The organism is Klebsiella sp. 141153, assembly GCF_032601995.1.
GTDB classification, from domain to species: Bacteria; Pseudomonadota; Gammaproteobacteria; order Enterobacterales; family Enterobacteriaceae; genus Klebsiella; species Klebsiella aerogenes.
Genome location: NZ_JAQIRJ010000006.1, coordinates 253333 through 274234, shown reverse-complemented (window position 1 = coordinate 274234; position 20902 = coordinate 253333). Strand labels below are relative to the sequence as shown.

The following is a 20902-nucleotide window of genomic DNA, read 5'->3' as shown; positions in this document are numbered from 1 at the left end:
AGGTGCTCCTTATTTAATGACCACGCGCAGGAGGTCACCTGCCGTTTCAATGGTGTATGAGCGGTCTTCTTCTACGTAGCAGCGGACTGATTCATCAGTCCCGACAGCTTTAACTCGACCGTTGGCCACAGAGAGCGGCTGCCCTTTTGTGTAAGTGCCTGCTGCAGCTGGAACGTTGAAGAAAACGCCTGGGGTTGGGTGGAAAGCAACAACCCAATCGCCAGCCTTGATGACGTCGTCTACGGTTTTGCAACGCAGGTAGTCATAGTTGGCTACGTAGAGGATCGCGGCTTCATTGCCATCCACGGAAGCGGTGAATTTCTTCGTGGTGTTGTCGAAGAAACCAATCGTCCCTGGAGGGGTATCAGAGGCTGCAGCACCTTCACGGTGAAGCTGTGGGTTTGCGAAGATACCGCCCGCGTGAATTACGTGTTTTCCGTCTTTAGCCATTTTTTACTCCGGCATCTCGCTGACTGATTGGTTGTTGGTTGCCTGGCGGTATGCACCGTTCAGGCCGAAAGAGGTTTGGCACTTGGCGTACATGGCATCGAGCGCCTTGCCGTCCAGATCTGCGACTTCGTCGTCGCTCATGTTCATCGCCAGCTTCACAGCTGCGCGCTTTTCGCCTTTCTCTTTGTCAGCGTTCGCGTTCAGGCTGTTGAAAACGACGTCCACGCGATCAGCGAGTTTCTGCGCCCAGGCTGGCATCTCTTCGTTATTAGTGGCCTGTTCTTTAGCCTTCTTGTCATCCGCCTCTTTCTTTTCACGGGCGGCCTTCTCTTCTGGCGTTTCTTCTTTGCTGTCGGCATTTTCTGCCAGCATCTGGTTGTATGCGTCCATCAGTTCGGCATCGGTTTTACCGTCAACCGATTTACCTTTGGCCTTCAGCGCATTAACGATGAGCTCTTTCATCGGGTCTGTTTCCTTCTGGGTTGAATCGCTGTTGGCGCCGAAAAACGCCTTTAGCTGGTTGAAAAATGTTTTGAATGCGGGGTCTGGCTGGTCTGGGGTAGTGGACTCTTCGAGGTTTACGACCTCGATTTCGACTTCGTCACCCTCGACGTTAACGAAGATCCCCACGCCCTCCTCCGGCGTTCCGGCACCCGGCTCGTCGAGCAATACCGCCACATGGTCAAACATCATGTTGGTGGCGATCTCGTTGTACTTCTTGCCCTTAGATTCGCCGTTGGCGGCGATGCCTGAATACAGCAGGCCAGTGGAGATGTGGATCGGCTCGGAATTGGTGCCCGCTAGCATCTCGTCCAGGCGGTTAATCAGGCGCTTTCCCTTCTCGCTGGATTCGGCGTACTGGCGGTTAACGTACATGTCGCCAGTCACCTTTCCGTCTTTGTGGCTGACGTTCTGCAGCCAGGCGCCGACGTGGTATTCGTTCACCGCCCGGACATCGCGCGCCGACACGTGCTTACCGTCCACTTTCGGGTGGCCCAGCGGCATCGGGTTACGTTCGAGTGTGTTGTAGGCCTTTTCGATTTCGGCTGCCGGGTACAACTTCCGGTTCATCACGATATCGTCCACGACAGGCGTGATGCCGCGAACCACGATATGTGGCTTGCCGTCGATGGTTTCAGTGGTGATGTTTGAAGCGGAGTTGACGACGGTCAGCACGTTAACGCGGTTGCGTTTCATGCTGGGTCCTCGTTGGTGGATTTCAGGCAATAAAAAAGGCCGCCTGAGCGACCTATGTAATGTTAACTAAGTCCCCACTGATGGGGGTATTTAAATGGTATTTCTGGAAGTCTAACTGACACTAAAACATCATTCGTAAATGCAGTTTCAAAAAGAGGTATTTCTTCTCTTACGCGACCACTAGCATCAATCTGCCTGAAAGGATCGTTAAGAATAACATTAACAACTTGCTCGCGAGTTAGGGTTACTTGAACATTCTCGTTGATGGCAGACATTAGGTCATCAATACTAACAAGTATGGGGTTATTACGATTTCTACAGTTAGCATTCCATAAAACATTGTAAATACGCTTACCTATTTCTCGTGCTTCCATAAACCCTCCAAACCATAGGAAACACAAGGTTATTACGCACAGCTAAACATGCCAATCATTTCTTTCTTTCGCAAGCCTTTCACTCAACCCTTCGTTGAAAATGCTACCGTCGTCGTTGAGCAGCACCGGTATCTGGCTGCAGTAGCAGTTGTACCGGTTGCCGTTCTCGGCGTAGAAGTCTCGCACCTGCTCGGTGGTATAAACCTTGCCGTGACGGCTGGCGTGCCATGCACGAGTAGTTGGCTTGAGCGCCGACAGCCACAGCAAGCCGGTATTCAGCCCAAGACGATCCGCAGCCCAGTCCGTTTCGTTCCATTGCGCCTGGCGCAGCGCGCCGACCTGCTCAGTCTGAGCGATGGTCTTGGCCTTCGACATCGAAACATCGAGGCGCTTGCTGATGACGCTGGCCGTTTCGCGAGGATTCACTCCGCGCGCCACCGCATCGGTAATGATGTTAGTCAGGTCGCCGCGGGCTGTATCGCTGATGACCTTCCAGTCACTGAACGTTGTCAGCCTGGCTGCCGCTATCTGGTTCAGATAACCGGGGCTGTTTAAAAGCTGATGTAGCGTCGTCTGGCTGGCGTATACCTGTGACTGCTGCGAGAGGTTATTGAAAGCCTCCAGCGTGCCGCGCTGCGCCTCTGCGACGACGTAATCCATCGCCCAGATGTTTTGCTCGCCGCCATCCAGCAGGTAATCGTCGAGAATGGCCTGCACCGCTTCCAGTAGGTCCGCCAGTTCCTGCGCCGACATGTCGTAGATAAACTTGCTGGCATTGACCTGGTAGAGCCGCACATCCTCGCCGTGGTCATGGCAAAGGAAGTGCCAGTCATGGCTGTTTACCTCACGCTCTCGCCCGCTCAGTCGCTGGTCGAACAATGCTTTCAGCGCTCGCTTGATGCCGAGATACCGGTCCTCGATATCCCGGAACATCGCGCTGACCTGCTTCGCTGATCGCGTCGGGTCAACCTTGCTGCGCGGCACTACTGGCGTACCGACTTTCGCCTTTTGCTCCGGATTCATCGGAAAGAGGATCATCGGTAGTTACCTTTTGGTTTGGGTCAGGAGTTTTCACTTCTTCGCGCGGCTCTAACTCTCCCGCTTCCCTGACCTCATTCTCATCTACAGCCGGTGTTCCGTAGGCTTGCTGCGTATCTCTCGCGACAGCCGCCATTTCCTTCATGTTGGCAATCTTTTCTTTCTCACTTGGAGCTAATAAGTCAGACCAGGTTAAAGTTATTTCGCCAGATTTCGGAGGCTCGATTACTTCTACTGCCCACAGCCGCTCTATTACTGCGCTCGCTCGATCCGTCTGAAAGCCGGCACGACGCCCGTTGCAGCGCTTAGCAAAGTCGTTTTTGTCCTGATCTGATGCAAGCCTCCCTGTCTGCTGACCAAAGAGGATGGTGAATGGCATCTGGACTGAAGAGGAAAACTGATTTGCTAACACTGTCCATGTCGGACTCGGATCCGCTGCCGCCACCGACAATACTTTGGCTTCGCCATCTTGAGTCACCAGCGCTGAATCTGTACCAGAGTTCAGCTTCTGTATGGCAGCATTTAGCGCTTCCGCCAGCCCTGAGTAACCGGCTTTCTTTGCTTCATCAATGATGGTCTTAAGGTTTGTGTCCTTCGACATGTTTATGCCGAGCTGTCTGCTGGCGTTCTTCAGGAAGCCTTCCGCGCTACCGCCGGAAGTTTTCGCCATATCAAGCAGGTCGTTGTAACCAGCTCGCAGAAACGGAATGCCGGCCAACGATGACTCGTCTTCTGAGCCTTCGCAAAAGATGATGATTCTTTCGGGGTGGATCTTAATCGACCGCATCGGGCCGGAGATGTTGCCATTGTCCCCGACTTGTTGCTCCTGGAAGTAATAAAACTTCGGCATGCCGTAGTCTGGCGATTTCTGGTCCTGTTCAAGCTCCCCGGGGTTAACCTGTGCCTCCCATGCAGGAATCATTTTGACCAAGCCACGCTCGCGAGAATTCCGCATCACGCTGCGATCGACTGGCTCCCACCACTCCTTACTGTCTGCAAATTGAAGAATAAGTGCGGAGTAATGACCTACCAGATTTCGCCGATCAGCATCCTTCACCTTAGCCCAGTGTTTTTTCATCAGTTTGGTGACTTTTTTCTCCCATGGCGTCGATTTTTTCGATTTCTTGGTCTCATCGCCGTCTACGATCACCGGCGTGTCAGTCCAGCATGCATCGAGCAGTTTATGCACCGCACCAAACGCAGCGCCATTACGCTCATACATGTTGTAGAAGTGGTCAAAATCAAGACGCTCCGGGTAACCAAATTCGCACCATAGATGATGTCGTTTCGTGTTCCCTGACTTCCCTAGCCCTGAAGCATACAATTGGCGCGCACGGCCCACCTCGTTAAGGCTATTCACTATGAGCCCAGCGAGGATTTGCATTTCGGTATCGTTACTCACTGAGATTTCCTTAGGTGAAGAAAATTGCACCGACTTGTTTGTGGTTGTTTTTCGCTACTGCGAAGTAGCGGAACCCGTCGGCTCCGTGTGATGTGAAGTCGTGAAGGGGTTTATCTTTCCAGCATCCTCGCTTGTCATCCCACTCCTTTCGATACCCCTCAAGGTGAGATATGCCCTCAGCGCATTTCTCTTCATCGAAAACACAGGATGGGAGGATTTCACGCACCGACTCAATGCCGGTATCTACACCGACTTTTGGCACCACCTGGAATGTCATGCTGTAAACCTGACCGTCGATATCATACCCTTCCTGGGCGAGTTCCCTCCGAGATTTTGCGTCTGCACCAAATTCACGATTATCGATGTCGTGCGGCCCCCAGTGCTCGCCGTACTCGTAGCCGCGGTCTTTCAGCACCTTCATATAGTGCCTCAGCCCCTCGCCAGAGTTTTCGTAGTAGTCGATGATGTGAAACTCCTTACCAACTTCGCGAACAAACCAGATCGCCGTGGAGTCGCCCACACCAATATCCCAGAACGTGTGAACCGGTAGATGTGAGTTATCCGGGATTTGGCCGATCCGCTTGTTGGTGTAGAGCCAGCGGAACTGTTTGGCGTAGTACGCGCCCTCGACCGACTGCTGGAACGCCTCCGCCGGTATGGTCGGGTATTCGCGCTTCATGTCGTCGCCGAGCGTCTTTTCTTTGGCGTAGTACCACGCCTTCTGCCGTTCGTTAACGACTACGCCGTGTTTCGCCTCCATCTCGGCGAAGTATTCAACTAAGCGCTGAGGTAGCTGCTCTACCGGGTCAATTGCGTACTGCGGATTCTTCCACCATGAGAAGAAGAAAAACTTCCAGTCGAGCGCGGACAGTGGCTTACCCTGCAGCAAGGCTTTCTCTGCTGTCTGGCAGTAATCGAAGAAGTAACCCGCCCGACCCTCCGCTGTGCTCTCGATAGTAGCGAAGCAGCCTGTCGATACCGCCTCAAATGCACCAGTGACGATTTCACGGGCTTTGTCAGGATACTTGGCGCATATCTTCCCGAACTCGGAAACATGCAGGTAGCGCAGCGTACCGCCACGAAACGACGTGCTGACGTAGAGAGAGCCACCTTTCTTAAATACGAGTTCGCCAGACGAATCGTTGCTGGCCGGGTTAGCCGCCTTTATCTCCGCAGGCAACTTGTCGTATGCATACTTCACCTTTTCCCGAAACAGGCGCTTTGCATCATTCAGAGTGTGGGCAATCAATGCACACTTTGCCGACTCAAACAGAGCCGCGTCGAGCTGGATGATGCACACCTCGGTAGTGAAGCCGAGCTGTCGAGCTTTCAGGATGATGTTGCGGGTGTGGATCCCCTCGAAGTATTCCCGCTGCTCAGGCGTCATCCTGAAGCGAGTCGGCTTTCCCTCTTTGTCGGTGATCCAGTAAAGATTGTTCAGCCGCCAGTCTTTATTGGACAGCAGCTTGAGGTGCTCAGGTTTCATTACGCCCCCTGAGACAATGAATCCATCAGGTCAGAAATTGACTCAACAACGTGCTCTGTTTTCACTTGCTCGCGGAATGCCTGGACGTCGATATGCTTACCAATCAGCTCAAGGTTCTTCACCTTATCAGGCCACTTAATCTTCTTAAGCAGCGCTGTTGTGTTTCCCTCCGCTGCCATCTCGACGACATCCAGCCCGGATAGCGTCGTTCTCCAGACCTTCGGCCACTGAGACACCGGCTTAAGCTCACCGGTCGAGGTCAGGATGTCCAGCACGTCCATCTGGTCTATCTCAACCAGTCGATTCAGGACATATGTCGCATTTATGCCAACCAGATCATTGCGCTGCGCTTTCAGTTCGGCAATTCTGGACTGGATGTCAGGTTTTGACAGGTTTTCGGACGCAGTGCGGTTAGCTGTCTTTGCGCTGTACCCCGCCCGAATAGCCGCTTGCGTGGCGTTTAAATCGATGAGGTACTCGCGACAAAACATATCTTGTTTTGCGTTGAGCGCCATAGTTATCTCACTGAGGAAAATTTATGAGTAATTGGTTCGTATATGACATCGCCCCAATCGACTTTCACTGGCGAATGCTCTCTACAGTAGAGGAAACCCTCAAGAAGATTGAAGCTCCGGGCGAAAAAGATTATGAATGGGATTCAATCAACCCTGAACACTTTAAAGAGCATTGGGAATTAGCAAAGCAATGGGCAAAAGAAAAAGGTTGGGAAGGTGACTTCCGTGAAGACGCGAGAGTTTTCTGGGTTCCAGACGATTCTCAGTTGTCATATGGCTTTGTCTGGAAACAAGACAATAATGGAACAACCTATGTCGTGAGCCCAATCGCGTTACCACACTTACAGTACTGATAAATGTAATGGCGGCGGCCCCGCCATTATTCGCCACATACGGATTCACTAGTTGTGTACTGCCAGCTAGGGCGATTCCATTACGATGAGTCCACCCATGGTGATGGCAATAAAAAACCGCCCGGAGGCGGTTAGTAGAAATTTGCTTTCGCTTGAATTTCACAAGCTCTTCAGCAGGGTAACCCTGAAGCGGCGGCTGACTAATGAGTTCTTTTTCCAGTTTAACAATTTATCCATAGATTTTTTAGTCATAGAGGCTCCTTTTGCGTAGAGGTAAGTTGAGGTAAAACTAATTAATTCAGCTATAACGAAGTTTGACAAGAAGACAAGTGCGCCACCACTTGCACCAACAATAACGAAGGTTAATACCAACCTCAAAAGACAGCCGCCGCCTATTTCTAGTTCCTTTATAGCGCAAAATCTATCATGGCGGAATACCATGCATCCACATTATCGAAGCCCCTCAGTGAAGAGCTTCTGTAATGCCGCTATTTGCCAACGCAATTCTGCGTTGGCTACCCTGCTTTCGCTTCCATCAGCGTGACCATGTCAGGGTCCATCTGGCTGACGATCCGCTCACGAGCGCAATTGAGAAGCTTCTTGTGACCACCGACGCCCCATTTATTCATTGCCCTCGCGCAGGCACTGACCTCTTTGGTCTCGGTCGCGATCAGCAAGTCGAGGCGGTTAAGCCGATTCATACTGCTGATGCCGCTAAGCACAGCTTCTCCGAATGTTTCGTAGACCTGAATTTCAAACTCAGGCTTAATCCACGCCGCATAGCGAATAGCTAATAATTCAGCCGCCCAAACACCTTGACTCACCCCACCATTAACAATGTTAAGTGATTGATTTTCTTACAGACGACATTTTTGTCCTCTGGAGTTCAATGCAGAAACGAAACGCTTTACAGCTGCACTTCGAATAAATTTGTTCGGCCTTTGTGATTCTGTCGCCTCTCCATTGGCAACAGCTGCTGCATGCAGATCGTTCAAGTTGTATCTACCTGCAGAGTCAACCCGGACAGATACGCCGTAAACATTCACGGTTTGATTTGTCATAGCGTCTTTACCTTTTAGAAAGTGAGCCTGTCTCACAGAAAAGCCGCCCGAGAGAGGTCGCCACCTATAACGGCTTTTCTCAGGCTCGCTTACTGAAAGGCTCTCGTTGAAGTACGCGTGAGATGCGCGGTGAAATTCAGGAATAAAAAAGCCCCGCTATTGCGAGGCCAGTTGTTTTCGTCTCGGATTCTGCGACTGCTACACTCAACCCTCATTCAAAGGAGAATCGACTATGGATATCACTCGCCTGCTGGTAATCACCATCACATTGTCTTTGGCTGGCTGTGCCACTCACCCAAATTCCGATCACGGGATGAAGGAAACGAAAGAATGCATGCAATACCGCAGTATGATGACGGCTCCATTGCCGCCGGCAGTAATCGATAATTTGAAGGAGAAGTGTGAACAATCCAGAAAGTGATGCTTGCGCTATTTCAGGCACTGCGTTCGGATGTAGTCCTGTAAGTAGCTCACTTGCTCGGTGATGGTGGAGATTCGCTCTCTGAGGGTGAAATAATCCCGTTCAGCGGAGTCAACAAGTCTGGGGCCGGAAGCATCGCCCATGACGCCGGTGCTGGTCGCTCCGTTCGTGGGACATTTTGCGTTGAGTTGCAACCGGCGCTTGCCAGAAGCAACATCGCGCTCAAGCTGATCGATAGTGGCTTTAGCATCTGCCAGTGCTCCGGTGTATTTGGCATCCAGCGCAGCGACATCTCGCTGGCGGGTCTGCATGTCTTTAATGGTGGCGTTCGCCAGGCTGAGTTTCTCAGTGGCCTTATTACGCTGGTCTTTGTAGGTGATCGCGTTGTCGCGGTAGTGGTTTATCGCCCAAGCCATGGAAACCAGCAGGCAGATAACGACAGCGCAGATGATTGCGGTTAATCGGCCCATTTCTGGCCCCACTCGCAGACTTGGCGCTCTATCTCACGTCGAGAGATCAGTCCCTTCCACTGCATCCCACCGGCATACGTCCAGCGCTGCAGTTCTTTGCATGCCCCCGGCACATCACCAGCGTTCAACTTCTTCAGCAGCGTGGAACTGGCGAAGGCACCAGAGCCAACGTTATAAGTAAAGGAGTAAAGTGCGGCACGGGTTGGCTCAGGGATGCGAACCTTAATCAGCGGGTCGATGGCGTTAGCAACCTTTCGCAGATCTGCCTTCAGCAGGTTGTCGCACTCTTTATCAGAGTATCGGTGACCACGGCGAATATCGGCGCCAGTGTGGCCATCGCAAACAGTCCAGACGCCGACGACATCCTGGTAAGCGTAATAGCGACGCCCTTCCAGCCCATCAGCGTTACCAAGCATGACAGAAGCGATTGCGATCGCGCCGGAACCGCCGGCGATTGCGCCAATAAGCTTATTCCTGAGCGTCGGGTTCATCTCTGCTCCTGCTTCGTCGGTTGTCTTCGCGGATTTTAAAATACAAATTTGTCAGATACGTTAGTACGGCAATGACAATGCCCACCAGCACGCCGATGGCATTCCACTGCTCGGGGCTGTAGGCATTAAGCATGCCATTCAGAATGCTCCCGGCTGAAGCGCCATACGCAGCACCAGTGGTTATCTTTTCCATGGAATACATACTCTCACCTCGCGTAGTTAGCGGGTGCTGTGTGTGTTTGAAAGGATCAGGACCGTCGGGCTGATTTATCAACAAAGCTCGTCGTAGATGATTCCCGCGGTCCTGAAATAAAAAGACCGCGCAAAAGCTCAGCCTTGAAATGTGTTTTATCGAATGTCGATTTGCCCTTTTGCGGCAAAAAAAAGCCTGCTATGGAGCAGGCCAAGAAGTAGGTTCATGTCAGACCAAACCGACAGCATCATTCCAAGTATCCCGAGCTACTGTTTTACCTGGAGGGCAATCGATGCTTCGCTTTGTCTTTGTATATATAGCATGCGTTACAGAAGTGGGAAACATAGCAAGAACATAAAATTACGGAGTGGTTTTAACGTTCTGTAGACATTAAGATCCGATGTTTTCTTAATGACAAGGAGTCGATATGAAACATGTGATTTTTACAATGGTCTTGCTCGTATCCTCAGCAAGCGGCTTCGCTTCAGACGCAGTCGGAAAATATAAACAAGGCGACTGCATAATAGGTACCGACCCACATTATAGCTGGAATGGTCAGATCGCCGCCGTTGAAGCATATCCTGAAATCTCGGGCTTCTTCGGGCCTAAATACATCCTTAATTTTCCAAAATACAAATCTAGTGCTGTAGTCTTCGACAAGGGCATCGAAGCGCACTCAACCAAAATTGGAGATAATTTCTGTAGAAATCTTTGAGACAAAAAAACCCGCTCAGAGGCGGGTTAACGTAAAATTGGCACACTATCAAATTTACATGAAATATATGCGTTTCAATCCAGTTTTGCAAGACTTACATCTAAATTTGTCGCCTTTTGTTGTGAACGTGTTCGCGTAACCTGTAATAACGAATCGCTATCAAGGCGCCGCAAAGTGCTTTTCATCTCCTCCCACCGCTCCGTAAACGTTTCTGACCAGTTCTTCGTGGTCACTCCGATCAGGGAGGCAAGCATTTGGTATTCGTATGTGTTGCGCCCTGTCAGTTCAGCTTTGACGTCCTGCGCTGCCAGCCAGATAAGTTGACGCAGACGATCGACCGTTTTCTTTGCAATGCGCACGCCGGCCAGCTTCTGGCTGAATTGTTCCCACGCCCACCGAGTGATCGTCTCCTGATGCTCCCAACGGATATTGTCGCTGTAGTTCCACAGTAGCCAGGCTTTCTGATGCTCTTCCAGCGACAGCAAAGCCCGGCGCCAGCTTGCTGTCGAATACTCAACGGGCATAACGAGAGCGATCGACGAACCCTTAGCGCGGGACTGCTGTCCGGGGATTGGCGGGCTGGATGGGTTTACCATGCGGCCGGAGACTGGATCGGCGACTTTCTTCCTGCCGCGGCTGCGCGCCGTCGCTGTGAATTGTGCGTTCTCCGCAAAGGCTACCAGTTGCCCTTTCGTCGCACCGCTCAGATCGGCGGTGGCCACTATCAGCTGCTGGCGAACATACTCAAGGTACTGGGTATTCATGCTTTCTCTCCTAAAGCCTGATAGATGCGGACGAAATTCTTGAGGATGCGGTAGTCGACCAATACGGTTCCTCGGTGCCGGCAGAGGCGGAGCTTGTGCCAACGGTCGCGGATGCGTTCGATAACGTCACGGCTCATGCGGCCTCCATTTCGGTGATAGTCAATTCAAGCCGGCCACCTTTAACAATCGGCATCCTCTTCACGCTGTAGTAGTCAACCTGCTGATCATCGAGCCAGAAACCAGATTTCGTCAGGGCGTCGAATGCTGCCTTTTGCAGGTTGTCCAGGTCACGGCGACGCCGGTCAGGCATGTGGCACTCGATACGGATTTTCACCGGTGTCGATAGGCCGATATCCAGCATTGCGTCTTTGATGATTCTTGCGACGCTGTCTCGGTACGCCTGCCCTTCTGCGCTGATATGCGTGCGCCCTCGGTTATACCGGTAGTAGCGATTGTTGCTCGGTGGCCAGGGTAATGAGATCCGGTATTGGTTAGCCATGCTGCTCACACCACTCTTTTGCCCATTCAATTTCGAGACGGGATTTCTCGCTGAACTTGACGCCCTGCTGTGTTCCGAACCAGTAGATAGCCTCAATGACCTCTACCATCTGGCGAACGGTCATCTTGCTGGTACGCTGACCAAACATCACAACGCCGCCATCAAGTCCGGGCGCCATTCGTTGTTCCTGCCTTTTGGCCTTAGCTACCATCGCCGTGATGAGGTCTTTCCAGTCGTCGGAATCGTATTTGTTCCCGAACCAGGTAACCTGGTCAGACAGGTCTTTAAGGAGAGGCCACATCTTGCGGTTCTGATCCAGCGTGCGAGTCATTTCTTTGATGTCGAGAATCAGTGGCCGTTTCTGGTCAACCGGCAACGTGCGGATGAAGTTGATAGCGTTCTGCTTAACGCTTTCGTTAATGAGATGGAATTGTTGCTTCACGCTTCACCTCCTGAGAGATAAAACGCAGAATGCAGAAAATCGCAGGTGCATTTCTGCATCTGTGACTGGTTGAAAGGTGTTCTGATTGTCGTTTGCACTTTGAGTCCCCTCAAAGCGCAGAAGTCACCGGAGTTGTTCAGGCTCCGATGACATGATTATGGCTGGTTGATAACGGAAAATCAAAGACAAAAGAAATAGCTTATGAGAGCTTTAAGTCTTCCAACCTTTGAGCGACACTAACGAGCTTAATGTTAAGCTCTGCCACTTTATAGTCGGAATATTCATCGTAATTAAGCCAGTACTTAGCTTTTTCTCTACAGACGATAGCCAATTCCCTGTCATACCGACTAACCGCAGAAGAAGCTTCATACCACATTTTATGAAGCTTCTCTTCCGTTTCCTTGTTTCTCTCAAAGCCTTTATTTATTTTGTCGTTATAAACGATTGTCTCCGCGACTGCAGGCGTCAACCCTGATATCGCAGCAAGTTTATCTTCACGCTTTAACTTCGAAAAACCAAGTAACTTGTCAGCAACCCATGTTAATAATCTAATTTCCATCTTTTTCTCTAATGTTATTTTTTTGAGTTGTCCTCAGACATTTCGATGTAACGCGGATCACTCGCTCTCGGGAGTTGCACGCTATGCTCACGGTAGTAGCGAACTCGCTCCATGAAATACTCTCGGAGGTGCTCCGGCTGCTCTCTGGCGACCTGTTCAGCAATGACCGGCATGTTAAGGCGCTCTTTGTACGCCACTCCGGAGGCTGCCAGGTCAACGTTAACCTTGTCGCGCTCGTCCTGCGGCTTTGCAGCAATATTCCAATCAGACATTAGTCAGCAGTTCTCCCACGCCAGCGTTTGTTACTCTCGGAGATTCGGTCCGTATCGACGGACTCGACCTCCCCTTCGGAAAATCTAATGGCATTTGCTTTATTTAGTGCTGCTCTGGCTTCTTCTTCGGCCTTACTGAAATGCACCTTTTTCCTTCCCTTGAAGTTGCCAATGCGAATTTTGGAAGAGGCCTGCACCTTATACTTGCTAATCCGTAACTGTGCTGCCAAATGGGCTTTTGCCTCGGTGCGATTGGCGGGCTTCTTTTTAACCAACTCAAGGTCTAACTTGTATTGCTGCTCAGCGTTTAGCTTCTTAGGCTTCATGACGTCACTCTCAAACCAAGTCCGTTTATCATAGAATAAAAGGCCCCTAAGAGCTTTGATTTAAATCTATGCTAATTCTCGTTCAGTCGTACGTCACACCACTTCCTACGGGGCGGCTCCCTCCCTGCACCGCTTCAATTCAGATAGTGCGCTTAGTATCTGTGCAGACTCCTCTGCTTCCTGTTCTGAACCCAATTCAGACATCACCTCTGAATGTGCTTGTGCTTTTTCGATGAGAGCATTTAACTCTTCATCAGTGAGAATCTTTGACATGCTAGTTTTCTCTTAAAAGACGGCTCGCGGAACACACAGGCTCAAAAAAAACCCGCCATAGCGGGTTTAGATTGTTTTGGAATGGCTCAGAAAGTTAACTATCCTTGAATCCTGGCTTGCCATTTTTTGCACGCCATTCTTTTACTTCCTTGACAACCCCCTCTGGACTATCCTCTCGGTCCTTTGGTGGATAGAAGATAACATCAGAACCATCAGGGTGCTCAGTAAGCCTTTCAAACTCTAATACGTTTTGTACGTCTTCGTCTTCCATTGTAGTATTTGGGTTAAATATCTTTTTTACGAAAGCTAAAAATTCAGCTTCGGTAAAATCAGAAATAACTTTATTAATCATTACGTTATCTATTTAATTGATTTTGAGATGAAACTCATTAAGCATCAACCCATCATGTATTTCGATTTTTCACAGAGCATGGGAGTTTACCGAACAGCCTGCGTTTATAATGACACTAACGTAAACGAAGCACGCTACTGCTGAAATTTTATGAGATCACAAATGAATGTCCGGTAACTTTAATTTACCGGACATAGTGCAAGTGTAAGAAAAGAGTTATTCAATACCGTATTTTTTTTCGGTAACAAATCTCGGCTCTTTCCAGTTCGGCCCTTTTACAACAAGCATTTTCTCTCCCAATTCAACTTCTCCTTTTAGTCGCATCTGTTCAAATGTCCTCATGAACTCACCGTTCTCTATGACTGAAAACTTATGACGACTGAAAAAACGATCCATTTGAGGGTAACCAAAGCCGTTCTCTTTCCTTACCAGGAAGAGGATAATATCTACCAGATTTTGTTCTGCTACCATACGTTCAAAATCTATCATTTTAACTCCCTTAGTTCTTGTTCTTCCGCTGCCTTGAGTGCCTCTGGAGTGTATAAAAGAGTTTCACTGTTACCTAATTTATAGTCCTCCAGAGTAGCCGTATGGGTATTATTCCACACTTCCGCTGCGTTAGCAGGAAGGGTCCCATCTGCTACACCAAGATTCCGATATCGCTCCAACTCTCTGATTTCATGTGTGTAGTATCGCTTATCGGTGTCTGTTGCATTTAACTCGCCGGAGAGAATTTTTTCCAGCCGCTCTATCATTACTTTATTGGCATCAGACTCAGTAAATCGGCCGGTATGCAGTTTCACCTTATTTACACCTTCTCGGTCAATAACTGCTGCTTTCCAGTCCAAGCTCTGAATGGGACCGCCTGCTCTGTCAGTATTAAATGGACGTCCGCTGGATTTACCTTTAGCGTTTGTTTCACCATAAATACCACTCATCACAACATAAATTGGCTCAACACCTGTCCCAGAAGCATCCGGCTGCCAGTAAATGAAGTCCTGCAGTGGCGGAATGTCTGCAATCGGCAAAGTTGTCGTGACGATACTGTCAGCCTGCTTCGCCTCTGTACCGGTGTGAACAGGTGTTACTGGCACTGGCCCGCTATTGCCGGTATGCCACGGTACAGCAGGGCCAATTGGAACCGGATTCACGAGGATGGTCCGCGACGGCGCACCAGACATCGCCGGAACATTGATTTTATCAAGCCCTGTCGCCTTGTCACGCACGGCACTCAGCACCGGTACCGTGGCCGAAATCCCGCCCGTACCCGTTCTGACCAGGTTCACCGACTGCCGGCCATTGCCGTCACTGGAGACATACCCCCTGACGGGCAAGTCCACGCTCTTCATTCCCGGCTTAATTTCCGTCTTCATGGCCGTATACAGGTTAGCCTGCGCGGCAAGCATGTCAACGTCGCGTCCGGGGACCCTGTCGCTGCCTTCACCTGCTGCGGGGATATCCAGTGCAGCCCTGACAAGGGTGAGTACAGTGGCAACCGTGGCCACGGCGGACGCGACCGGCGCGATTCTGGCAAGCACGTCGACGCCGCGCCAGAGCGCACCAGCCTCCCATCCCGCCAGACTACTGTTGAAAGGAAGCGTCCCCACACCGGCTGCCGAGAGCTGTATCATTCCCGGGGCCTGACAAAGTGCCATTGAGTCTCCGGCAGACAGCGCAGCGTTTGCCGCCTTCACCATCTCCGGGGTGTAGACTGGCGTATCCAGGATGCCAGCCTTTGCGAACAGCGCTTTCCGGTCAGCTTCTGCTTTCTCCGCGGCTGCTTTGTCCGCTAGGGCTTTTGCCTTCGCGGCGGCCTCACGTTCCTGGGCTTCCTTCAGTTTCCGGTCGATTTCAGCCTGCCGGCGCTGCGCCTCCTCGCGCGCGCGCAGAGCGGCCTGATAAGCCTCCTCTGCCTTCCTGGCTTCTTTTTCTGCCCTTTTTATGGCCTCGTTCTGTGCGACCATTTCAGCGAATGCCGCCATCTCCATATTGGTCTGATGAGCCCGGTCAGTGACACTCGGACCGGCTCTGCCCTTCTGAATGGCCGCGTTCGTCACATCCTTCAGCCGCTGCGTGAGTTTATCCTGTGATGCCTTTGCCGCCTGCTGTGCCGCCATGGTCGCCCGGACCCGTTCCGCCTGTGCCGCCTGCGTTTTTTTCAGATTCTCGGTTGACCATTTTGCCGTGGCATGAATGGCCGCAGAGCTTTCAGCCTGCAGTCTGGAAGGCGTTTTTCCGTAGCTGCCACCACCGAACGCCACGTCTCCCTGACCGGCGCTGCTTCCGCTCGTGGGGGTAACAGTCAGCGTGTCGCCATTCAGGCTACCAGAGGTGGGAGCCACCCAGCGCCCCGGACCGTCTTCATCAGCAGGCAACCAGACATTCCCCGTCACCGGCGGCACACCATTGTTGTAATCGTACTCATCCATGAATCAGTCCTCCCGGCCCGCACGTCCTTCCAGCACTGCCAGGCGGCGCTCAATCTCCTGCCGGGCTTCCTGCTCTTTCAGCAATAGCATCTGGTCTTCCAGGCGTGCCTGACGTTCTTCTTTAAGCGCCTCAACCAGCAGGGCGACCACACCGTTGATGTTAATACTGCGGGCATCCTCAAGGATGCTGCCGTCATTGAGCGTCAACGTCGTTTGCGTCACAGCCTGTGGCAGCACTTTCTCCACTTCCTGAGCAATCACCCCGGCTTCCGGCATCCCCTGTTTGAGGTAGATGTAACCACCGATGCTGTCGAGTCTGTCCAGTGCATTATCGATTTTTTCGATATCCGTTTTCATTCGCGCATCAGAGCTGCTATTCCAGGCACCATTAGTGTAGGCATGACCATCATTACGGAATTCATACCACCCCTGCGCGCCACCATTAGCTACATGTAGTCCGAGGAAATGATGCTGACCAATACGCTCATAGTGATAAAAGTCTGCGGATAAATCCCCCGCGCCCTGAATCCATAACGCATTGGTTTTACGGTCTTTATCATTGTTGACGTTACGGTTACCTGCAGCTTTAATCCATCCCTCTGAATTGCGTTTGGTAAACTGCCCAGCATCCAGTTCGGCGTTTGATCGAACGCGCAGTTCGTTCCATTTACCTTGCCAGTCGCGATAGGACAGCAGACCGTAATCTTGCTTGCCTGCTTCTACCCTGGAGCCCATCATCATCTGGGTGGTGATATTGCCGCTTGTAAAATCGGTATGAATGGAGGGGGCTGAATAGGTCTGTCCATTTATGATCGGCGACGGGCCGGTCGTACGCGCCGAAATTCCTGCATTATGCGAAACTACTGCCCCACCAGAAATGTCCACGCCATTACGGAGAGAAACACGACCAGTTTTGAGATTGAAAGATAATGGGCGAAGGGTGTTCCATTGTCCGTCTTGCGCCTGACCTTCTGGAGTTACAAGAGCGTAAAAGTCATTACCGTCATTGCGCAGGATGACCCCCGTTTTACCACCTGCCAGACGAAAAGCGCTCTGTGATTTAGAAACCACCTCACCATCGGTAACCACACGCTTGCGCAACGTGGTCAGTGATTTCATTTCTGAAATATCGTCGTTAACACCGTTTGAAACTTGTGCATTGCTTTTTTGGTCAACCATTTCCATTTTTCCTTGTCGAATACCAGAATCTATACTGTATAAATACACATGTGTATTTATACAGTACTTATAGTCCTGATTTTTACGTTCGTCAACTTCACTATCGATTAAAGAAATGGTGACACTCTTTAGACTGCCCTACGCTTAACTTACTGAGATTAAAGCATTAAATAACCCTTGTGTTATCGTTGATTTGGTCACATCTACGATGTTTTTAGAGGTGCTCTATCGACGCAGCTCAAGGATGTTTCAACGCACCACTCGCTAAGATTGCCTCTTTTTCACCAGGCTGACCCAGTGAATCTGACGAAGATGTTTTCGATTCCAGCATCGCTACCAGCGCATCAATGTCTTCTAGCTTCACAAACAGAACATCGTGGCCAAACTCTTTTGCGTGGGCTGCGCGACGCTTGAGGCTGCCTAACAGTCGAGTGAGATCAGTCATGGCAGGCATCCTTACTATTAGTCACAGTCAGGTTCTTGTTCACGATGGCATCCATCAGACGTAAAGCCGCTGCTTTCTGAGCGGAGACATTAGCAATGACCGTTGGCCTGGATTTTTCACAGCTAGCGCAAACACCATCCCAGGAAGAAATGAGGAAAAAATCTTCGCGATCAGTGATGCCGGTATTCATTACCAGGTCTTCAATCATCAATGTGACCCCGCGAACTCCACGACCTTCGCTTAACCTCTGCACTGCATAGCCGAAGGCATTAATCATTACTGCATGGAACTGGATATACTCGCGTTTGTACTCAGCTTTGTTCGTGCCTCGGCGAATATCATCTAACCCGGTCAGCATTAGCCACGCATTCCATAAGCCCTCCAGATCATCCTGTGAGCAGGAACCAGAGAATTTCGCAGTAGCATCAGTAAGGGCTTTAAAACTTACCCACTTATCGCTTTTAGCGGGAACGACGTTATGCTCAAAATCGGTGACTTCAGAAAAGACATCGTGTGAGCTGATAAAATTAACCATCTCCTGCGCATTCTTATCACGCCTGTTATAGGCCATGTTGATAGCCGCAGATGGCTTCGAAACATTGTTGTTAATGTCCGAGAAAAACTGCTGTCGTGTCTTCAGTGGCAACTGGAGAGTAAGCATCATCGGTACGTGGATCGGCTCATCAATGGTGCGGCAATACTCCGCAATACCGGCTGCGCGATGCTGACCATCAAACAATTTAATCTCTGCATCCATCGGGAATCGGGCCACCCCGACATTAGTGTTTCCGAACTCTTCGAATTCAACATACGAGTCGCAGTTACCTACCAGCGGTGGAATGATAAATGGCTCTTTGTTTTCGTATGCTTCAACCAGATACTGATAAAACTTTTTCGCCCGGGCTGGGTTCAGTTCTCGCTGTGAGCGTTCAAGAGTGTCCCCATAATTATCACTGGCAAGGACTCGCGTTAGTGTCCGAGCAGGAACAGTCAGCATCAGGACAATTGAACCACCCTGAGTTCCACGTGATGCGGGGAACTCAAAGAAATGATCGCCAACTTTACTCTTCTTGCTCGTTGCCAGTGCTGCTGTGAGTTCAATTTCGTTATTCATGCCTGCGCTCTCCCGTAGACCGCTAAAATTCGTTTCATAACCGGGCTCTGCCGGCACTCGTTGAAAATCTGATTGGTACTCTTCTGACCGGAGATTTCTTCCTCGGTGGCCAGCCGGTAGTGAACCGTTCGCCAGACCTTCGCTACTGCCACCAGTACGCCCTGCTTTACCAGAATGTTGGCCGCCTGGTTAATGCAGGTGTGAGACATGCCAGAAGCTTCAGCCACATCTGGGGAGCTGCAGGTTTTGTGTGTCTTGAGGTAATTCAGAATTGCATCTTTGCCGGTCATTGTTTGCGCCCTCTCAGTCCGTGCTTCTCGCGAATTTCAGCCAGCCTGGCCAGCCCCTGCATGCGTGATAGCGGCTTACCACCAAGAACAGGAAGTTGCTTAACGGGCTCCGGAATCGTCTCTCCTGAGTTAATTCGGTTAGCCATGCGCGCCAGTTCTTCCGATGCCTTACGGCGTAACTCAGCGTCGCTGAGACCGTTTGCTCGCATGTTCTGGTACAGGGATGTAACCAGCCAGTAGTGCGCGTTGGAGTCCCAGGGGTAAGATTCGGCATCCGGATACTGTCCGCGGGTGCGGCAATACTGGTAAATCATATCCACCAGCTTATCGGCGTTCGGTAACCCGGCCGCCACGGCTTCTTCTGCCTTGCACCAGGCGACAAACTGGCCGGGTGACGGAAGAAATGGGCGTTCCTGACGACGGGCTACCTGCATACCAGCTGCAACCTGCTCCATGGTGGTGATGCCGTTTTCCCTGAATGCCAGAACCCACTGGCGCCGGATTTCGTTCATCTCGGTCTGGTCACGATTAGCAGTGGTTGCCGGGAACGCGGCCAGCAACTGGCTGAACACGCTGTTGATGACCTGGGCCACCTGCTCAAGCTGCGGTTTCTCGTCGTACTGCTCCGGCAGGTTGTGCGCAACGCGGCGCATCTGCTCGCGGTCAAAGTTATGCATCTGCTCTGCAAGGCTTTTCATAGCTGCACTCCGTAAATCCAGTCAGTGTTGGTCAGGTCAACCTTCGGCTTGTCGGCAGTAATTCCGTTGGTCTGCTTACCTCGCTTGATATCGAGCTGAGTCCACTTTTCGCGAAGGGTTGATGGGCACAGGACATTGCCCTTCCAGAATTTGTCTTCACAGGCCCACTTGAACAGCGAGGCGATTTCCTTGTGGGTGCGCTTGTCACGCTCCCGCATCAGGCGGATATCATTCGCCCAGGTGGCGTAGTTAGGTTTTCTTGCAGAGGGGGCGATGCCCTGTACGACAGTGAACAGCCATTCAGCACAGCGGAGGTCTTCAGAGTTGCCCCATTTGGTTCCGCTCTGGATCGCTGCTTCTGGTCTCAAAACAGGAGTTTTCTTTCCGGGCTTGTCAGAGGATTCGTCAGAATTCTCGGACGAAGAGTTATTTATATTCTTGTTATTACCTTCTTGTTCATGATGTGCGGGGAATTGTGCGGCCTTATGTGCGGCATACCCTTCCGAACCCGCGCCATTACAGGCTTCGTCATGTGCGCTTATATGTGCGGCTTTATGTGCGGGTAAATCGTCCATTTTTTGAGCATATTCGACATAGTTTTTAATGGTGATCACCCTGCCTTTTCGTTTCTCTCCTTCGATGGTGATCATCCCTTCGCGAACGAAGACAGACAGCATTCTCTCAACTGCGTCACGGCTTGTCGGATTACCCTGACGGTCACACAACTGAAGCCCAAGATCTGCAGCAGTGACGACCAGTTGACCGGTTTGCAGAGGCCATTGCTTGCCCTTGAAGAAGGCCACATATGGCTGTCTGGCTGCGTCAATGAGAAGGTTTTCCCACAATGCGCGCAGGAACACGTCTTTAGCCCATGACTTCTTCTTGATGCTCCGGTACAACGGGACGTAACCAGACTTCTGGTTCTCCATCCTGTTGCTCCTAGCGGCTGAGTGTGCCGCGAAATTGGCGTAAGCTACGTTCGACACAGTTAAACCTCCTGCGCCTGGCGTTTTTGATTAGCGTTTGTCATAATGACCTCGCAATTGACTCGCGTTATTGCATCGAAGGCTGTCTGTGTTGGCGCACAACAGTCT

General features: G+C 51.0%; 30 protein-coding genes and 2 pseudogenes. 3 read left to right on the top strand and 29 right to left on the bottom strand.

Annotated elements, in window-relative coordinates; translation table 11 throughout:
* Positions 1–9 precede the first annotated feature (9 nt).
* The 7 genes from PGS10_RS14540 to PGS10_RS14510 form a co-directional block, all read right to left on the bottom strand.
* Positions 10–450 (bottom strand): hypothetical protein, encoded by a 441-nt coding sequence (locus tag PGS10_RS14540; RefSeq protein WP_316423138.1) that lies wholly within the window; start codon positions 448–450, stop codon positions 10–12.
* Between the two features lie 3 nt (positions 451–453).
* Complete coding sequence (locus tag PGS10_RS14535; protein WP_316423137.1) at positions 454–1647, bottom strand: DUF2213 domain-containing protein; 1194 nt, start codon at positions 1645–1647, stop codon at positions 454–456.
* Positions 1648–1709: 62 nt separating this feature from the next.
* On the bottom strand, positions 1710–2021 hold the full coding sequence (locus PGS10_RS14530) for a hypothetical protein (RefSeq protein ID WP_316423136.1): 312 nt from the start codon (positions 2019–2021) through the stop codon (positions 1710–1712).
* A 42-nt stretch (positions 2022–2063) separates the two neighbouring features.
* Entirely contained in the window at positions 2064–3059 is a 996-nt protein-coding gene (locus tag PGS10_RS14525) for a phage minor head protein (RefSeq protein WP_316423135.1), read from the bottom strand.
* A complete protein-coding gene (locus PGS10_RS14520; RefSeq protein ID WP_316423179.1) occupies positions 2986–4443 on the bottom strand; it encodes a DUF1073 domain-containing protein in 1458 nt (485 codons plus the stop codon). The genes PGS10_RS14525 and PGS10_RS14520 overlap by 74 nt, the downstream gene beginning before the upstream one ends.
* 28 nt (positions 4444–4471) lie before the next feature.
* Positions 4472–5947 (bottom strand): terminase, encoded by a 1476-nt coding sequence (locus PGS10_RS14515; RefSeq protein ID WP_316423134.1) that lies wholly within the window; start codon positions 5945–5947, stop codon positions 4472–4474.
* Positions 5947–6462: a terminase small subunit gene (locus PGS10_RS14510; protein WP_316423133.1), complete on the bottom strand. Its 516-nt coding sequence runs from the start codon at positions 6460–6462 to the stop codon at positions 5947–5949. The genes PGS10_RS14515 and PGS10_RS14510 overlap by 1 nt, the downstream gene beginning before the upstream one ends.
* Before the next feature lie 23 nt (positions 6463–6485).
* Here PGS10_RS14510 and PGS10_RS14505 point away from each other — a divergent pair, with 23 nt between their 5' ends.
* Positions 6486–6815: a hypothetical protein gene (locus tag PGS10_RS14505; RefSeq protein WP_251715657.1), complete on the top strand. Its 330-nt coding sequence runs from the start codon at positions 6486–6488 to the stop codon at positions 6813–6815.
* A 159-nt stretch (positions 6816–6974) separates the two neighbouring features.
* On the opposite strand, the gene PGS10_RS14500 is transcribed toward PGS10_RS14505, so the two are convergent.
* On the bottom strand, positions 6975–7256 hold the full coding sequence (locus tag PGS10_RS14500; RefSeq protein ID WP_251715658.1) for a hypothetical protein: 282 nt from the start codon (positions 7254–7256) through the stop codon (positions 6975–6977).
* A 74-nt stretch (positions 7257–7330) separates the two neighbouring features.
* A pseudogene (locus PGS10_RS14495) lies at positions 7331–7876 on the bottom strand (KilA-N domain-containing protein).
* A 232-nt stretch (positions 7877–8108) separates the two neighbouring features.
* On the opposite strand from PGS10_RS14495, the gene PGS10_RS14490 reads away from it, so the two are divergent.
* The gene (locus tag PGS10_RS14490) at positions 8109–8297 is read left to right on the top strand and encodes a hypothetical protein (RefSeq protein WP_316423132.1); all 189 of its coding nucleotides are present in this window, start codon (positions 8109–8111) and stop codon (positions 8295–8297) included.
* A gap of 8 nt (positions 8298–8305) precedes the next feature.
* Here the strand turns inward: PGS10_RS14490 and PGS10_RS14485 are convergent, their stop codons facing one another.
* Genes PGS10_RS14485 through PGS10_RS14475 form a run of 3 tightly spaced genes read right to left on the bottom strand, consistent with a single transcriptional unit; the run spans position 8306 to position 9460 of the window.
* Positions 8306–8767 carry a lysis protein gene (locus tag PGS10_RS14485; protein WP_316423131.1) on the bottom strand — a complete coding sequence of 154 codons (462 nt, stop codon included), beginning with the start codon at positions 8765–8767 and terminating at the stop codon, positions 8306–8308.
* Positions 8755–9258, bottom strand: coding sequence for a lysozyme (locus PGS10_RS14480; protein ID WP_316423130.1), 504 nt, complete (start codon positions 9256–9258; stop codon positions 8755–8757). The genes PGS10_RS14485 and PGS10_RS14480 overlap by 13 nt, the downstream gene beginning before the upstream one ends.
* Entirely contained in the window at positions 9236–9460 is a 225-nt protein-coding gene (locus PGS10_RS14475; protein ID WP_015705890.1) for a class II holin family protein, read from the bottom strand. The genes PGS10_RS14480 and PGS10_RS14475 overlap by 23 nt, the downstream gene beginning before the upstream one ends.
* A gap of 418 nt (positions 9461–9878) precedes the next feature.
* Here PGS10_RS14475 and PGS10_RS14470 point away from each other — a divergent pair, with 418 nt between their 5' ends.
* The gene (locus tag PGS10_RS14470) at positions 9879–10166 is read left to right on the top strand and encodes a hypothetical protein (RefSeq protein WP_316423129.1); all 288 of its coding nucleotides are present in this window, start codon (positions 9879–9881) and stop codon (positions 10164–10166) included.
* Positions 10167–10240: 74 nt separating this feature from the next.
* On the opposite strand, the gene PGS10_RS14465 is transcribed toward PGS10_RS14470, so the two are convergent.
* From PGS10_RS14465 to PGS10_RS14385, 17 genes and pseudogenes are all read right to left on the bottom strand, one after another.
* The gene (locus PGS10_RS14465; protein ID WP_316423128.1) at positions 10241–10930 is read right to left on the bottom strand and encodes a bacteriophage antitermination protein Q; all 690 of its coding nucleotides are present in this window, start codon (positions 10928–10930) and stop codon (positions 10241–10243) included.
* Positions 10927–11067 carry a YlcG family protein gene (locus PGS10_RS14460; protein ID WP_316423127.1) on the bottom strand — a complete coding sequence of 47 codons (141 nt, stop codon included), beginning with the start codon at positions 11065–11067 and terminating at the stop codon, positions 10927–10929. The genes PGS10_RS14465 and PGS10_RS14460 overlap by 4 nt, the downstream gene beginning before the upstream one ends.
* Positions 11064–11429 carry a crossover junction endodeoxyribonuclease RusA gene (gene rusA, locus PGS10_RS14455; protein ID WP_316423126.1) on the bottom strand — a complete coding sequence of 122 codons (366 nt, stop codon included), beginning with the start codon at positions 11427–11429 and terminating at the stop codon, positions 11064–11066. Before rusA ends, PGS10_RS14460 begins: the two co-directional genes overlap by 4 nt.
* Positions 11422–11871, bottom strand: coding sequence for a recombination protein NinB (locus PGS10_RS14450; protein ID WP_285198532.1), 450 nt, complete (start codon positions 11869–11871; stop codon positions 11422–11424). Before PGS10_RS14450 ends, rusA begins: the two co-directional genes overlap by 8 nt.
* Positions 11868–11936 (bottom strand): annotated as a pseudogene (locus PGS10_RS14445) (hypothetical protein); the annotation flags it as partial. The gene PGS10_RS14450 and the pseudogene PGS10_RS14445, both read right to left, overlap by 4 nt.
* A 134-nt stretch (positions 11937–12070) precedes the next feature.
* The gene (locus PGS10_RS14440; protein WP_285198533.1) at positions 12071–12430 is read right to left on the bottom strand and encodes a hypothetical protein; all 360 of its coding nucleotides are present in this window, start codon (positions 12428–12430) and stop codon (positions 12071–12073) included.
* A gap of 14 nt (positions 12431–12444) precedes the next feature.
* Positions 12445–12702: a DNA polymerase III subunit theta gene (locus tag PGS10_RS14435; RefSeq protein WP_285198534.1), complete on the bottom strand. Its 258-nt coding sequence runs from the start codon at positions 12700–12702 to the stop codon at positions 12445–12447.
* Entirely contained in the window at positions 12702–13028 is a 327-nt protein-coding gene (locus PGS10_RS14430) for a hypothetical protein (protein ID WP_285198535.1), read from the bottom strand. Before PGS10_RS14430 ends, PGS10_RS14435 begins: the two co-directional genes overlap by 1 nt.
* A gap of 367 nt (positions 13029–13395) precedes the next feature.
* Entirely contained in the window at positions 13396–13653 is a 258-nt protein-coding gene (locus PGS10_RS14425; protein WP_151584754.1) for a bacteriocin immunity protein, read from the bottom strand.
* A gap of 216 nt (positions 13654–13869) precedes the next feature.
* Positions 13870–14142: a hypothetical protein gene (locus PGS10_RS14420; RefSeq protein ID WP_047037020.1), complete on the bottom strand. Its 273-nt coding sequence runs from the start codon at positions 14140–14142 to the stop codon at positions 13870–13872.
* Positions 14139–16082, bottom strand: coding sequence for an S-type pyocin domain-containing protein (locus tag PGS10_RS14415; RefSeq protein WP_316423125.1), 1944 nt, complete (start codon positions 16080–16082; stop codon positions 14139–14141). The genes PGS10_RS14420 and PGS10_RS14415 overlap by 4 nt, the downstream gene beginning before the upstream one ends.
* Before the next feature lie 3 nt (positions 16083–16085).
* On the bottom strand, positions 16086–17369 hold the full coding sequence (locus PGS10_RS14410; RefSeq protein ID WP_410477090.1) for a tail fiber domain-containing protein: 1284 nt from the start codon (positions 17367–17369) through the stop codon (positions 16086–16088).
* Between the two features lie 130 nt (positions 17370–17499).
* Positions 17500–17706 carry a hypothetical protein gene (locus PGS10_RS14405; RefSeq protein ID WP_316423124.1) on the bottom strand — a complete coding sequence of 69 codons (207 nt, stop codon included), beginning with the start codon at positions 17704–17706 and terminating at the stop codon, positions 17500–17502.
* A complete protein-coding gene (locus PGS10_RS14400; protein WP_316423123.1) occupies positions 17699–18820 on the bottom strand; it encodes a DGQHR domain-containing protein in 1122 nt (373 codons plus the stop codon). The genes PGS10_RS14405 and PGS10_RS14400 overlap by 8 nt, the downstream gene beginning before the upstream one ends.
* Positions 18817–19110 carry a protein ren gene (locus tag PGS10_RS14395; RefSeq protein ID WP_316423122.1) on the bottom strand — a complete coding sequence of 98 codons (294 nt, stop codon included), beginning with the start codon at positions 19108–19110 and terminating at the stop codon, positions 18817–18819. The genes PGS10_RS14400 and PGS10_RS14395 overlap by 4 nt, the downstream gene beginning before the upstream one ends.
* The gene (locus tag PGS10_RS14390) at positions 19107–19808 is read right to left on the bottom strand and encodes a replication protein P (protein ID WP_316423121.1); all 702 of its coding nucleotides are present in this window, start codon (positions 19806–19808) and stop codon (positions 19107–19109) included. The genes PGS10_RS14395 and PGS10_RS14390 overlap by 4 nt, the downstream gene beginning before the upstream one ends.
* The gene (locus tag PGS10_RS14385) at positions 19805–20737 is read right to left on the bottom strand and encodes a replication protein (RefSeq protein WP_193129563.1); all 933 of its coding nucleotides are present in this window, start codon (positions 20735–20737) and stop codon (positions 19805–19807) included. The genes PGS10_RS14390 and PGS10_RS14385 overlap by 4 nt, the downstream gene beginning before the upstream one ends.
* Between the last annotated feature and the right edge of the window lie 165 nt (positions 20738–20902).

Bases quoted from the DNA above. Each gene is read 5' to 3' on its own strand.
- PGS10_RS14540 (WP_316423138.1), bottom strand. From the start codon at position 450: ATGGCTAAAGACGGAAAACACGTAATTCACGCGGGCGGTATCTTCGCA.
- PGS10_RS14535 (WP_316423137.1), bottom strand. From the start codon at position 1,647: ATGAAACGCAACCGCGTTAACGTGCTGACCGTCGTCAACTCCGCTTCA.
- PGS10_RS14530 (WP_316423136.1), bottom strand. From the start codon at position 2,021: ATGGAAGCACGAGAAATAGGTAAGCGTATTTACAATGTTTTATGGAAT.
- PGS10_RS14525 (WP_316423135.1), bottom strand. From the start codon at position 3,059: ATGATCCTCTTTCCGATGAATCCGGAGCAAAAGGCGAAAGTCGGTACG.
- PGS10_RS14520 (WP_316423179.1), bottom strand. From the start codon at position 4,443: ATGCAAATCCTCGCTGGGCTCATAGTGAATAGCCTTAACGAGGTGGGC.
- PGS10_RS14515 (WP_316423134.1), bottom strand. From the start codon at position 5,947: ATGAAACCTGAGCACCTCAAGCTGCTGTCCAATAAAGACTGGCGGCTG.
- PGS10_RS14510 (WP_316423133.1), bottom strand. From the start codon at position 6,462: ATGGCGCTCAACGCAAAACAAGATATGTTTTGTCGCGAGTACCTCATC.
- PGS10_RS14505 (WP_251715657.1), top strand. From the start codon at position 6,486: ATGAGTAATTGGTTCGTATATGACATCGCCCCAATCGACTTTCACTGG.
- PGS10_RS14500 (WP_251715658.1), bottom strand. From the start codon at position 7,256: ATGGTATTCCGCCATGATAGATTTTGCGCTATAAAGGAACTAGAAATA.
- PGS10_RS14490 (WP_316423132.1), top strand. From the start codon at position 8,109: ATGGATATCACTCGCCTGCTGGTAATCACCATCACATTGTCTTTGGCT.
- PGS10_RS14485 (WP_316423131.1), bottom strand. From the start codon at position 8,767: ATGGGCCGATTAACCGCAATCATCTGCGCTGTCGTTATCTGCCTGCTG.
- PGS10_RS14480 (WP_316423130.1), bottom strand. From the start codon at position 9,258: ATGAACCCGACGCTCAGGAATAAGCTTATTGGCGCAATCGCCGGCGGT.
- PGS10_RS14475 (WP_015705890.1), bottom strand. From the start codon at position 9,460: ATGTATTCCATGGAAAAGATAACCACTGGTGCTGCGTATGGCGCTTCA.
- PGS10_RS14470 (WP_316423129.1), top strand. From the start codon at position 9,879: ATGAAACATGTGATTTTTACAATGGTCTTGCTCGTATCCTCAGCAAGC.
- PGS10_RS14465 (WP_316423128.1), bottom strand. From the start codon at position 10,930: ATGAATACCCAGTACCTTGAGTATGTTCGCCAGCAGCTGATAGTGGCC.
- PGS10_RS14460 (WP_316423127.1), bottom strand. From the start codon at position 11,067: ATGAGCCGTGACGTTATCGAACGCATCCGCGACCGTTGGCACAAGCTC.
- rusA (WP_316423126.1), bottom strand. From the start codon at position 11,429: ATGGCTAACCAATACCGGATCTCATTACCCTGGCCACCGAGCAACAAT.
- PGS10_RS14440 (WP_285198533.1), bottom strand. From the start codon at position 12,430: ATGGAAATTAGATTATTAACATGGGTTGCTGACAAGTTACTTGGTTTT.
- PGS10_RS14435 (WP_285198534.1), bottom strand. From the start codon at position 12,702: ATGTCTGATTGGAATATTGCTGCAAAGCCGCAGGACGAGCGCGACAAG.
- PGS10_RS14430 (WP_285198535.1), bottom strand. From the start codon at position 13,028: ATGAAGCCTAAGAAGCTAAACGCTGAGCAGCAATACAAGTTAGACCTT.
- PGS10_RS14425 (WP_151584754.1), bottom strand. From the start codon at position 13,653: ATGATTAATAAAGTTATTTCTGATTTTACCGAAGCTGAATTTTTAGCT.
- PGS10_RS14420 (WP_047037020.1), bottom strand. From the start codon at position 14,142: ATGATAGATTTTGAACGTATGGTAGCAGAACAAAATCTGGTAGATATT.
- PGS10_RS14415 (WP_316423125.1), bottom strand. From the start codon at position 16,082: ATGGATGAGTACGATTACAACAATGGTGTGCCGCCGGTGACGGGGAAT.
- PGS10_RS14405 (WP_316423124.1), bottom strand. From the start codon at position 17,706: ATGACTGATCTCACTCGACTGTTAGGCAGCCTCAAGCGTCGCGCAGCC.
- PGS10_RS14400 (WP_316423123.1), bottom strand. From the start codon at position 18,820: ATGAATAACGAAATTGAACTCACAGCAGCACTGGCAACGAGCAAGAAG.
- PGS10_RS14395 (WP_316423122.1), bottom strand. From the start codon at position 19,110: ATGACCGGCAAAGATGCAATTCTGAATTACCTCAAGACACACAAAACC.
- PGS10_RS14390 (WP_316423121.1), bottom strand. From the start codon at position 19,808: ATGAAAAGCCTTGCAGAGCAGATGCATAACTTTGACCGCGAGCAGATG.
- PGS10_RS14385 (WP_193129563.1), bottom strand. From the start codon at position 20,737: ATGGAGAACCAGAAGTCTGGTTACGTCCCGTTGTACCGGAGCATCAAG.